The sequence below is a fragment of the Steroidobacter agaridevorans genome (assembly GCF_009932555.1).
Taxonomy (GTDB): Bacteria; Pseudomonadota; Gammaproteobacteria; order Steroidobacterales; family Steroidobacteraceae; genus Steroidobacter; species Steroidobacter agaridevorans.
Genome location: NZ_BLJO01000011.1, coordinates 91994 through 104043 on the forward strand (window position 1 = coordinate 91994; position 12050 = coordinate 104043).

10 protein-coding genes are annotated in these 12050 nt (G+C 62.0%); 5 read left to right on the forward strand and 5 right to left on the reverse strand.

Translation table 11 applies throughout. The features are described 5' to 3' along the window. Positions 1 to 17: 17 nt before the first annotated feature. Positions 18 to 1253, reverse strand: a complete 1236-nt coding sequence (locus GYH35_RS31760) for a glycosyltransferase family 4 protein (protein WP_202624917.1) — start codon at positions 1251 to 1253, stop codon at positions 18 to 20. Between the two features lie 6 nt (positions 1254 to 1259). Further along, on the reverse strand, positions 1260 to 2678 hold the full coding sequence (locus GYH35_RS31765) for a nucleotide sugar dehydrogenase (protein WP_202624919.1): 1419 nt from the start codon (positions 2676 to 2678) through the stop codon (positions 1260 to 1262). A gap of 314 nt (positions 2679 to 2992) precedes the next feature. On the opposite strand from GYH35_RS31765, the gene GYH35_RS31770 reads away from it, so the two are divergent. Next, on the forward strand, positions 2993 to 4036 hold the full coding sequence (locus GYH35_RS31770; RefSeq protein ID WP_161815569.1) for a sigma-54 interaction domain-containing protein: 1044 nt from the start codon (positions 2993 to 2995) through the stop codon (positions 4034 to 4036). Positions 4037 to 4137: 101 nt separating this feature from the next. On the opposite strand, the gene GYH35_RS31775 is transcribed toward GYH35_RS31770, so the two are convergent. Together GYH35_RS31775 and GYH35_RS31780 are read right to left on the reverse strand one after the other, a co-directional pair. Next, positions 4138 to 5052, reverse strand: coding sequence for an anti-sigma factor (locus GYH35_RS31775; RefSeq protein ID WP_161815570.1), 915 nt, complete (start codon positions 5050 to 5052; stop codon positions 4138 to 4140). Then, positions 5049 to 5606 carry an RNA polymerase sigma factor gene (locus tag GYH35_RS31780; RefSeq protein ID WP_161815571.1) on the reverse strand — a complete coding sequence of 186 codons (558 nt, stop codon included), beginning with the start codon at positions 5604 to 5606 and terminating at the stop codon, positions 5049 to 5051. The genes GYH35_RS31775 and GYH35_RS31780 overlap by 4 nt, the downstream gene beginning before the upstream one ends. 344 nt (positions 5607 to 5950) lie before the next feature. Here GYH35_RS31780 and lexA point away from each other — a divergent pair, with 344 nt between their 5' ends. Genes lexA through GYH35_RS31800 form a run of 4 tightly spaced genes read left to right on the forward strand, consistent with a single transcriptional unit; the run spans position 5951 to position 11838 of the window. After that, positions 5951 to 6601, forward strand: coding sequence for a transcriptional repressor LexA (gene lexA / locus GYH35_RS31785; protein ID WP_161815572.1), 651 nt, complete (start codon positions 5951 to 5953; stop codon positions 6599 to 6601). A 39-nt stretch (positions 6602 to 6640) separates the two neighbouring features. Further along, positions 6641 to 7267 carry a translesion DNA synthesis-associated protein ImuA gene (gene imuA, locus GYH35_RS31790; protein WP_161815573.1) on the forward strand — a complete coding sequence of 209 codons (627 nt, stop codon included), beginning with the start codon at positions 6641 to 6643 and terminating at the stop codon, positions 7265 to 7267. A 12-nt stretch (positions 7268 to 7279) separates the two neighbouring features. Continuing rightward, entirely contained in the window at positions 7280 to 8713 is a 1434-nt protein-coding gene (locus tag GYH35_RS31795; RefSeq protein ID WP_268894969.1) for a Y-family DNA polymerase, read from the forward strand. Further along, positions 8710 to 11838 carry an error-prone DNA polymerase gene (locus GYH35_RS31800; protein WP_161830487.1) on the forward strand — a complete coding sequence of 1043 codons (3129 nt, stop codon included), beginning with the start codon at positions 8710 to 8712 and terminating at the stop codon, positions 11836 to 11838. The genes GYH35_RS31795 and GYH35_RS31800 overlap by 4 nt, the downstream gene beginning before the upstream one ends. Before the next feature lie 21 nt (positions 11839 to 11859). Here GYH35_RS31800 and GYH35_RS31805 read toward each other — a convergent pair whose 3' ends face one another. Beyond that, positions 11860 to 12024 carry a hypothetical protein gene (locus tag GYH35_RS31805; RefSeq protein WP_161815576.1) on the reverse strand — a complete coding sequence of 55 codons (165 nt, stop codon included), beginning with the start codon at positions 12022 to 12024 and terminating at the stop codon, positions 11860 to 11862. Positions 12025 to 12050: the final 26 nt, after the last annotated feature.

Consider the following 12050-nt stretch of genomic DNA (forward strand, 5'->3'; position numbering starts at 1 on the left):
GTCCGATTACCGTCGTCTCAAGTGAACAGCGTTTCATAGGCCGCCAGCAGGCGCGGCACCTCATGCTCCCAAGCCAGCGAATTCTTGACCCGTTCGCGGCCCCACTCCCCCATCTGTTTGCGCCGGGGCTCGTCATCCAGCAGCGCCACGATCTGTTGCGCCATGTCGATGGGATCGTTGCGCCGGGCGTACAACGACGCCTGCTGCGCCGACACGCGCCCCTCGGTCAGATCGTACTGGACGATGGGTTTGCCCAGCGCCATGTACTCCATGATCTTGTTCATGGTGGACTTGTCGTTCATCTCGTTGGCGACATCGGGATTCACGCACACGTCCGCCGTGTTGAGCATGGCGAGCAATTCCGCATCGGGCACGCGACCGGTGAAGGTCACGTAATCGGCGACCTGCAGTTCCTGCGCGAGCTTACGCATGGCGTCCAGCTCGGTGCCGCCGCCGACCAGCCCGAAATGAATGTCGGTGCGCCCCATCCCGTGCACGATGTGCTGAACCGCGGTCAGCAAGCCATCGATGCCTTCCTGACGCCCCATCACGCCCACATAACCGACCAGATACTTGCGCCCTTGCTTCAGCTCCGGCTGCGGCGGCAGGACTTTCAAGCGCCGCAGGTCCGGTCCACTGCGCACCACGAACACCTTGTTCGGCTGCTGGCCGCCGCGCTCGATCGCGATTCTCTTGTACGACTCGTTGGTGGCCACGCACACGTCGGCGGTGCGGAACGTCCAGCGCTCCAGCGCCAGCATCAGCCGGTAGAACACATCGCGGCGCTGAAACTTCGCTTCGTACAGCTCGGGATTGATGTCGTGATGATCGAACAGAAACTTCTTGCCGAACAGCTTGTAGAAGCCGCCGATCATGAAAATCATGTCGGGCGGATTGCAGCCGTGGATCACGTCGAAGCCCCGGCCGAAACAAATCTTCAGCGACAACAGGAACTCGGCCGCCAGCGCCCAGCTGTACTCGAGCGCGTAACCGAGCGCACCGTCGGCCTCGAACGGCATCGAATGACGATGGATCGCCACGCCCTCGATTTCCTCGTAGCTGCGCTCGTAACCCTTGCCCTTCGGGCAGATGATCGACACCTGGTAGCCGTTGGCATGCAACGTACGCGCTTCCTGCCACACGCGCCGGTCGAACGGCAGCGGCAGATTCTCGACGATGATCAGCACACGGCGGCGGCGGGCAACGGCGACGTCGGCGCTCATGACCCGGGTCTGTTCTTCCGCATTCGACATGACCTGCTACCAGCACACGCCCTGATACGCCGCCCGATAGCTTTCGCGCTCGGGCAGCACAGCGATATCCAGCAACAGCTGATCGGGCCGGGTGTGAGCCCGCAGCGCCGCCAGCACTTCTGGAGTTTTCATCGCCACGACCAGCACATCCGAGTCGCGCACCAGCGCGTCGAGATCGGTGGTCATCAACGAGGCGATGTGTGGAATGCTCTCTTCGATGAAGCGCCGGTTCGCGCCGATCAGCCGGGCCACGTTGACCTCCGGATCGAAGATGCACAATGGCAGGCCCTTGCCGATGAAGCGCTCGGCCATGACCACCAGCGGGCTTTCGCGCAGGTCGTCGGTGCCGGACTTGAAGCTCAGCCCGATCATGCCCACCGAACGGCGCCCGCTCGCCAGCACCCGATCCACCGCATGATCGATGTGCGCGGCGTTACTCGGCAGCAAGCTGTTCAGCATCGGCAACTCGACATCGTTGTTCTTCGCCAGATACAGCAGCGCCTTCAAGTCCTTCGGCAGGCACGAGCCGCCAAATGCAAAGCCCGGCCGCAGATAGGCGGAGGAAATGTTGAGCTGCCGGTCCATGCACAGCAGCTTCATCACCTCGTGCGGATCGACACCGGCCGCCTGCGAGACACGGCCGATCTCGTTGGCGAAGGTCACCTTCAAGGCGTGAAAGGCATTGCACGCGTACTTCAGCATCTCGGCTGTACGCACGCTGGTATGCATGAACTCACAAGGCAGGTGGCCGAAGATTCCGCGCAACGCTTCGACGGCGTACGGATCGTCCGCACCGACCACGGTCAACGGCGGATTGTCATAGTCGTTGATCGATGTTCCTTCCCGCAGGAACTCGGGCTGGAAGCACAGACTGAAATCGCGCCCCGCTTGCAGACCCGAAGCAGCTTCGATGGCGGGCTTGATCACTTCGTCGAGCGTACCGGGCTTGACCGTCGAACGGATCACGATGATGTGGCGCGTGCTCTTCTCCGGCAACACCGCGCCGATCTGCTCGGCGATGCGCGTGATGGCGGCGAGATCCTGATTGCCATTCTGACGCGCCGGCGTACCGACGCAGACGAACGAAATATCCGTGGCGAGAATTGCATCGCGCACCGAGTCGGTCACGCTCACCGTGCCGCCGCGCATGACGGCGCGGGTCAACTCCTGGATGCCGGTCTCGACGATGGGCGCCTGGCCGCGACGCAAGAGCTCGAGCTTGCCGGGATCGATGTCGACGCCAAACATTTCATGGCCATCGCGCGCCAGGCAGGCCAGCGAGACGGCGCCTACATACCCCAAGCCGAAAATACTGATTCGACGCGGCGAGCCCGGTGCAACGTCTTCATCTTCAGCGCTCTCCCGCAGCCACCCACGGCGAGCACGCGCTTCCGCGCTCACGCTATCGATCTGCAACGCCATCATTCGTCTCCGTGTTGAAAGTACCGACCGACGCTCAGCGAAGTCGCCCGGTTCCATGAAGAGAATGGCAAGTTCTATGCCGCCGTTCCCTGCATCGCAGTGAGAATTTCCGGCGACTCTCCGCAACACGCTCCGGACACGGAAATCCCTGCGTTTTACGGCACATGCTGCGTCAACGAATTCGACACCCAAAAATTCCTACTTTTGCGGCAGCGAAAAAACCTTATTACAAAGGAACTCGGGTGGCGCTGGAAGAATTTGCATCTCACCTACCCGATCACAACTCTTTTTGAAATTCATTGGGGAGAGATTACACAGTGGACGCACCGATCACGCTGCACGAGAACGGCCTCGGCAACCTCCTCGGGCGCTCGCCTGCCATGCATCAAGTGTTCGGCTTGATCAAACGCGTGGCGCCCACCGAAGCCACGGTCATGATCATGGGCGAAAGCGGCGTCGGCAAAGAGCTTGTCGCCGAATGCATTCACAACTTGAGCAACCGGGCCCAGGGCCCGCTGGTGGCGATCAACTGCGGCTCGATTCCCGCCTCGTTGATCGAAGCCGAATTGTTCGGTTACGAGAAGGGCAGCTTCACCGGCGCTTCTCGCTCGCATGCTGGCGTGTTCGAGCGGGCCACCGGCGGCACGCTGTTCCTCGATGAAGTCACCGAGATGCCGCTGGACATGCAGACGCGCCTGCTGCGCGTGTTGGAGACCGGGCGCTTCTATCGCGTCGGCGGCACTCAGGAGATCAAGACCGACATCCGCGTCGTCGCGGCCACCAACCGCAACGTCACCGAAGCTGTCGCCAATCGCCAACTGCGTGAAGACTTGATGTATCGACTGGCAGTGTTCCCGCTGCACATCCCGCCGCTGCGCGAGCGCCCGGGGGACGTTCCGTTGCTGGCTCAACACTTCCTGGCCACGCTCAATCGCGGCAGCGATGTGACCAAACGTTTCTCACCTTCGTTCCTGGAAGCTCTCGGTTCCCGTCGCTGGGCAGGCAACGTGCGTGAGCTGAAGAACTCGGTCGAGCGCAGCTTCATTCTCGCCGACGAGGTGCTGGATGTTGATCTGTCCGTCACCATGCCGACGCACACGCCGGAGCCTGTGGAAGCCGCGCGCCCTGCAGGCGTGCACGTGCCGCTCGGTTCTCGTCTGGATGAAGCCGAGCGCTCGCTGATCGAAGTCACATTGGATTATTGCGAAGGCGACAAACGCCGCGCCGCCGCCGTGCTCGGCTGCAGCCTCAAGACCCTTTACAACAAATTGAACAGCTACGCGCGGGAACGCGCCGAGAGCGAGCAGCCCCTCGGCCGCCACATTCCTGCCGTGGGCGCCAGCGTGCCGCTGCCCGGTTGATAGTTTCGAGTTGAGACCAGCGCCAGATCCTCACCTGGCTTTCGACCCACCATCGGCCCTCCTAGCAGAGGGCCGATGTCTTTGGTGCGGTCGGATTTTTATCAACCCGCGGCGACCGGCGCGAGCACGACGATGCGGTCGCGGCTGGAGACGACCGAGCCGCCTGGCTTCTCGATGGTGACGGCGAAGGCGGCGGGATTGCGAACCTGCAGTTTGGCGGTGATGGGAATGATCACCTCGCTCTGCCCGGGCGGAATGTCGAAGATGCCGCCGTCGATGGGATAGCGCTCATCGCGCGTGCCGTCGAAGATCCACAGCTGATACGTCATCTCGTTCGTGTTGTTGGCTTGCAGGCCGCGGAAACGCAGATAGCCATTCTGAGTCCGCTGATCCCACACCACATCGCCAGTCACACCGCTCGCCGCCGGATCCGGCGTGGTCTGCCAGGTCCGCTGCAGCACGCCTTGTTGGGCGAGCAGGTCCTGCCGTTTCTGTTCCAATGTGCTGGCCATCGGAGCTTCGACCATCGGATCGCCGCTCTGCATGCGCGGCCACCAGCCTGCGAGAGCGATCAGTACGCTCGCGGCAGCGGCGAACCAACCGACCTTGCCACCGAATGAAGAGGCCTTACGCGACGCCGGCGCTTTCGACATTGCCGGCTTCGCACTAGCCGCTGGCGTCGCAGTGGTCGAACGCGACCGACCGGCGATGCTGATGACTCGCGGCTGCGAGGTGCTCTGACGAGACGGCGCTGCCGGCATCGAAGCGGCGACAGTATCCGCCTGCGCCATCAATCGCTCGCGCAAGCTGTACGGCATTTCTTCGGGCGTGTTGTTCTCGACGTCGCCGGCGAGCAGCAACGAGGCGGCGGTGTATTCGAAACGACCGGCGTCCACATATTTCTCTTCGGAAAGCAGCTGATTCAGCTCGGCGCGCTCGGAAGAGTTCAAACCATCCACGGCCCGTTGCACGAGCAGTTCTACCAGCCGCGGGTTCTGCATGACTGAGTTGCTCATGAGCGCACCCCGTCGGAGGCAGCGTTCTGAATGCCCATCAACTCACGCACCTGAATCAATCCTCGCCGCATCATGGTTTTCACTGTACCGAGCGGCATTTGCAGCACATCGGCAATTTCCGAATGACTCAATCCTTGCAGGATCCCAAGCTCCAGCACCTGCCGTTGTTCCGGTCGTAATTGCATCACTGCGCGGGCCGCCGCCGCGGCCTCGGCGCACACTTCGGCGCTGTTGCCTGGATCGGCCCAGCCCAGCGAATCGATATCGTCGGTGGATTCGGTGCGCGCCTGATGCGCGGCCCGGCGCATGCGATCGATCAAACGACGCCGCGCGATGGTGGCAACGAACACTTTCTCCGAGCCCTGGTTGGGATCGAAACGGCCAGCACTGCGCCAGACATCCGTGAAGATTTCCTGCACGGCGTCTTCGGCATCGGCGCGGGTGCGCGTCAGACGTCGGGCGATGGACCAAATGAGACTGCCGAACTGATCGATGCACTCGTGCACGGCACGCGCATCTCCCTGTGCGACTCGAGCGAGTACTGAGTCCGTCATTCGCGGGCGGCTCTGAGCTGTTGTGGTTCGCGTCGCATCGTCGTTGGTCAGTGCGATTAGCGAAGTGTATGGAGCCGGAAGTATAGCGGAGACTGTCACTTCAGTTCGCCAGCCGTTAAGAAGAGGTTAAGGGATACTCGCAGTGGCTTATTCGCGGGCACGCGGTCATTGAGATTCAGGGGGATTCAGTGGCATTTGCGTACGCCAACTCGATCACGTTCTGGCGTGACGCATTCAGTTTCGAGGCGTGTCATTTGTGCTTGTGGTGGCGCGGAAAGGATCCTAGACTCCTTACCAGACGTTTGTCTGGTACCGCCCTGGCCAGGGCTCCACCACCGATCGCCATGTCCGACCTCACCCGCAAACAATTGGAAGTATTGGCTTTTATCCGTCGCTTCATGGAAAGCGACGGGTTGCCGCCGACCCGTGGTGAAATCGCCGATGGCCTGGGGCTCAAGAATCGCCAGGGCATCGACCAGCATTTGCGCGCGCTGGCGAGTAAAGGCGCGATCGAGCTGGTGCCTGGCATTTCACGAGGCATCCGGCTGCGTGAGGAATTCGTGGCCGAGCCTGCCGGCGCCGCTCGGTCGTCGTCGAGCTTGCCGCTGCTCGGTCGCATCGCCGCCGGTGCGCCGATTCTGGCGACCTCTCATATAGAAGAGCATGTCACCGTCGATGCTTCGCTGTTCCAGCCGCACGCCGATTTCTTACTGCGGGTCCGGGGCGACAGCATGAAGGACGCCGACATCCTCGATCGCGATCTGCTTGCGGTTCATCAAACATCGCAAGTCCGCAGCGGCCAGATCGTGGTCGCCCGCCTGGTCGATGAGGACGAGGCGACGGTGAAGTACTACCGGCGCCAAGGTCATATGGTGCGGCTGGAACCCGCGAACGCGGCCTACCGGCCCATCGAGATCGATTTGCGTGAACAGGAATTGTCCATTGAAGGACTGGCGGTCGGGGTGATTCGCACCTCGCTGTCCCGTGTTCGATGATTTGCAGGAGCGAAAGATGGATATTTCGCACCACTCGCCATGAGTGCATCTCGTGCAGAAAGATTGGAGCAACTTGCTCGCCTGTGTCGTAGCGGCCGTGAAGGCCCGCCGCCGCGGATCGAGCCCAGCGGCTCGGCCAATCTCGATGCGGTGCTGCCCGGCGGCGGCTGGCAATCGGGAACCATCGTCGAGTTGATGCCGATGAGCGATGGCATCGGCGAGCTGCGCTTGCTGATGCCGGCCCTGGCGAAGATCACCCAGGGCGAGCGCCACGTCGCCATGATCGCGCCGCCTTACATTCCGTTCGCTCCAGCCCTGCTTCGCCATGGGCTGCGGCTGGAGCATTTTTGGATCATTCGCGCCCAGAGCGCCGCCGATATCCTGTGGTCCGCCGAACAAACATTGCGCTGTAAGTCTTTTGGCGCGGTGCTGGCGTGGCCGTCCGCGATTCGCGATCGTGAAGTGCGGCGGCTGCAGCTCGCGGCGGAGGCCGGCAGCAGCATCGGCTTTGTTTATCGACAGCCGAGCGCAGCTCGTGAGTCTTCACCCGCCGCCGTCCGGCTGCGCTTGCAGACCGATGTCACCGGGCAATTGAGTATCGATGTCGTCAAATGCCGGGGCGCGCGCGCCGGCATGTCCGTCGACATTGCTCCCGCGCTGGCCTGAGTGTGCTTTCCCATGCTCTGGCTTTGCATCACCCTACCCCAGTTGCCTCTCGAGGCTTTGCAATGTGAGCAGAGCGAGCGGCCGACAGTAGTCACGATACTGGAAGGCAGCGTGCGCTCCGTCGTCTGCTGCAATCCCGCTGCCGAGCGCGTCGGATTGAAGCAGGAAATGAATTTCACCACCGCGCTGGCAATCCTGCCCGAAGTGATCGCCATGGAACGTCGGCTCAGCGCCGAGCAGGCAGCGTTGGAACGACTGGCAACGTGGGCTTATCAATTCAGCGGCACTGTCATTCTCGGAGAAGTCTTTGCCGACGTGCAGCGCGCGCGAACTACGGCGTTGTGGTTGGAAATCGGCGCGAGCCTGCGTTTGTTCGGCGGCTTCCGCAAACTCATCGAACAGCTGGAAGCTGAGCTAGGCAAGCTGTCCTATAGCTATCAACTGGGGATCGCACCGACGCTGGAAGGCGCGGCACTGCTGGCTCGCACCGGCGTGCGCGTCGCTATCACAACAGTGGCGGCACTCCGTGCACGCATCGAAAACGTGTCCGTCCATTGGTTGAATCTGGATCCCTGGATTCCTCAGCAATTGCAGACTGTCGGAGTCCGCACTGTCGGGTTGCTGGTGGCATTGCCTCGCGATGGCGTGGCGAAACGGTTCGGGCCCGAGGCGTGCAACTATCTCGACCGCCTCATCGGCGCCGCGCCCGATCCACGCCCCACTTATCGGTTGCCGCCGCAATATCACGCGCGGTTCGAATTCGAAGCGGAGATCCATAGCACCGAAGCGCTGCTGTTTCCATTACAGCGCATGCTGCGCGAGTTCGTCGGCTTCCTGAGAGCCCGCGATACGGGAGTGCAGAAGTTCACGCTGCGTTTCATTCATCGCGATGCCGTCGCGACCGTCATCAATGTCGGTCTTTCGATGCCCGACCGCAGCAGCGAACGTTTCCTGACCCTGGCGCGGGAGCGGCTCGAGCATACGGTGCTGCCCTCGGGTTCTGTGGCATTGGAGCTGTCGGCCGACGAGTTCGCCATGCCTACCGGACTCAACGTCGACATGCTCAGCGGCGCGACCGAGCAAAGCGAAGAGCTCGGTTACACCATCGATCGCATCGTCGCCCGCCTGGGAGAAAATCAGGTGCACGGCGTGATGGCGGTTGCCGAGCATCGCCCGGAAGACAGCTGGGCAACGGCAGCGCCGGAGACCAGGCGTCAACACCTGGATTTTCCAGACCGGCCCTTGTGGCTGCTGCCCGAGCCGAAGCCTTTGCAGCTGAGTGGCATGCCGGCGCTGACCGGCGCGGAGCGCATCGAAAGCGGCTGGTGGGATGGCGGCGATGTCCGGCGCGATTACTTCATCGCACGCACTCAGCAAGGCGCCGCGCTGTGGATCTTCAAGGATCTGCGCGACGGCAGCTGGCACCTGCATGGGTTCTGGTCATGAGCTCGTACGCGGAGCTTCACTGCGTCAGCAACTTCTCGTTCCTGCGCGGGGCGTCGCATCCGGGCGAGCTGGTTTATCAAGCGCACAATCTCGGCTATTCGGCGCTGGCGATCACGGATGAGTGCTCGATGGCCGGCGTGGTACGCGCGTTAGAAGCCGCCGAAGACTGCAAGTTGAAACTGATCATCGGTGCGGAATTTCGTTGCAACAACGATCTGCATCTGGTGCTGCTCGCGCCATCACAGCGCGCTTATGCGCAGATCTGCGGGCTCATCACCAAAGGGCGAATCGAATCGACCAAGGGCACTTATGACCTGTCGCGCAGCCATTTCGAGAAGGACCTGAGCGAATGCCTGGCGTTGTGGATCGCACCACGTAATGCGCGGCCTTCCGAGGCGCGCTGGTTACGCGAGCTCTTTCCCGGCCGCGGTTGGATCGCAGTCGAGATGCTGCGTCGACCGGATGATCAGCAACACCTGGCCGCCATGCGTCGATTGGGCGAGTCATTTGGGCTGCCGTTAGTGGCCAGTGGCGATGTCCACATGCATGTCGAGTCGCGGCGGGCCTTGCAAGACACGATGACCGCCATCCGGCATGGCTGCACGATCGCCGATGCCGGACATCGCTTGTTCCCCAATGCCGAACGTCATCTGCGTCCGCGCGAAGTCCTGGCGGATCTCTATCCCGCCGATCTGCTCGAAGAGACGCTGAGGATTGCCGAGCGTTGCGAGTTCTCGTTGCGCAGCCTGCAATACAACTATCCGAACGAAATCGTGCCGGCTGGCATGACAGCCACGCAGCACCTGCGCAATCTCACCGAGCTCGGTGTCCAGCGACGCTGGCCTCGAGGGGCGCCCGCTGCGGTGCTCGCCACCATCGAAAAAGAACTGGCGCTGATTCAGCGCAAGCGCTACGAACATTTCTTCCTGACGGTGCACGAGATCACCGAATGGGCGCGCTCGGACCTGGCCGATGACGGCACGCAGAAAAAGCCCATCCTGTGCCAGGGCCGCGGCTCGGCGGCGAATTCCATCGTCTGCTATGCGCTGGGCATCACCGAGGTCAACCCGGAAGACATCAGCGTGCTGTTCGAGCGCTTTCTCAGCGACGAACGCGACGAGCCGCCCGACATCGACGTCGACTTCGAGCATGAGCGTCGCGAGGAGGTCATCCAGCACGTCTTCAGGAAATACGGCCGGACGCGCGCAGCCATCGCCGCCACTGTCATCACTTATCAAACGCGCAGCGCCATTCGCGATGTCGGTAAGGCACTGGGGCTGACGGAAGACGTGGTCGGCCGACTCGCGAAGTCGCACGCCTGGTGGGACAACTGGGAACGGCTGTTCGCCAACATCAAAGCCATGGGCATGCACGTGGACGAAATCGTCATGCGTCGTTTGTGCATCCTGGTGAAGGAGCTGGTGACGTTTCCACGGCATCTGTCGCAACACGTGGGCGGCTTCGTGATCGCCGAAGAGCCGATCAGCGAGCTGGTGCCCATCGAAAACGCCGCCATGCCCGAGCGCACCATCATCCAGTGGGACAAGAACGACCTCGAGGAGCTCGGCCTGCTGAAAGTCGATGTGCTGGCGCTCGGCATGCTGACAGCCATGCGCAAGACGTTCGAGTTGCTGCAAACGGCCGGAACAGGTCCGACGGCGATGGATCAGATCGCGCGCGGCGATGAACCGACTTACGACATGATCTGTCGAGCGGACACCGTCGGCGTGTTCCAGATCGAGTCCCGCGCGCAGATGAGCATGTTGCCGCGACTGAAGCCGAGGACTTACTACGACCTGGTGATCGAGATCGCCATCGTGCGACCGGGCCCGATCAAGGGCGGCATGGTCCATCCCTATCTGCAGCGCCGCTCCATGAAGGACGAAGACATTCCTTATGCCAGCGACGACCTGCGTCCCGTGCTGTCGAAGACACGCGGCGTGCCGATCTTCCAGGAACAGGTGATGCAGATCGCCATCGTCGCCGCCGGCTTTACGCCGGGCGAAGCCGATCAATTGCGTCGCGCGATGGGCGCCTGGCAACGAAGCGGCAAGATGAGCATGTATCGCGAGAAGCTCATGAACGGCATGCTGGCCAAGAACTACACCAAGGAGTTCGCCGAGCAGATCTACAAGCAGATCGAAGGCTTCGGCGAATATGGCTTCCCCGAGTCGCACTCGGCGTCTTTCGCGCTGCTGACTTATTTTTCCAGCTGGCTGAAGTGCCATCGGCCCGCGGCATTCATCGCGGGGCTCATCAACAGCCAGCCGATGGGTTTCTATCAACCCGCGCAGTTGCTAGAGCAGGCGAAGCGGCAGCAGGTGAAGGTCCTGCCTGTCGATGTGACTGTGAGCGACTACGACTGCACGCTCGAGCTCGATGGCACTCGCATCCTTCCCGATGGGAGCAAAGGCCCCTGGTTCGCGATCCGCCTCGGCATGCGGCTGATCAAAGGTCTGCGCAAGGACGACGCGTCGAATGTGGTGGCCGCGCGCGCCGTCGCGCCATTCACCTCAGTGGAAGATGCGGCTTATCGCGCGGGACTGAAGTCGCGTGCGACGAAGGCGCTCGCGACGAGCGGCGCGTTCCGCAGCTTGAGCGAGCATCGGAATGAGGCTTTGTGGAGTGCGCTGGGAATCGAGAGCTTGCCCGGGGCGTTGGCGGGAAACGCCGCTAAAGAAAACTCTCCACAGCTGCCGATCCCCACCGAGTGGGAAGAGATTCAGCGCGACTATCGACAGATGGGATTGAGTACAGGCCGCCATCCAATGGCGGTGTTGCGACCGAAGCTGCGCGCTTCAGGAATTGCGACTCGCCGCGAGCTCGACTCGATGCGCCACGGACGAACGGTGCGCGTGGGAGGTCTGGTCACTCATCTGCAGCATCCGCAGACCGCGAACGGTGTGATCTTCGCGTCGCTGGAAGACGAGACCGGCATCAACAACATCATTTTCTGGCCGGCAGTCTTCGAGCTTTATCGACAGCGCATCCTGCAGTCGAACTTCATGGTCGTAACGGGAGAATTGCAGAGCGTGGAGTCGGTCGTGCACGTGGTGGCGACCGATGTGGAGGACTATTCCCACTGGGTGAGAACGCTGCCGCGCAAGTCGCGCGACTTCCATTAAAGAAAGAGACGAAGTTTGGCTCTAGCTGGCGGCGCGGAGCTGATTGAAGTGCTCGGCGGCCATGTCCTTGCGAAGGACTTTCGCGGCTTCGGCTCGCTGACGCTTGGAGGCGTTCACGGCGGCCTTGGCGACTTTCACATCGACGACCTGGGCTTTGATGAGCCGACGGCGTTCGAGCGTATTCATTGTTGGCAACCCCTGATTACTGAGCA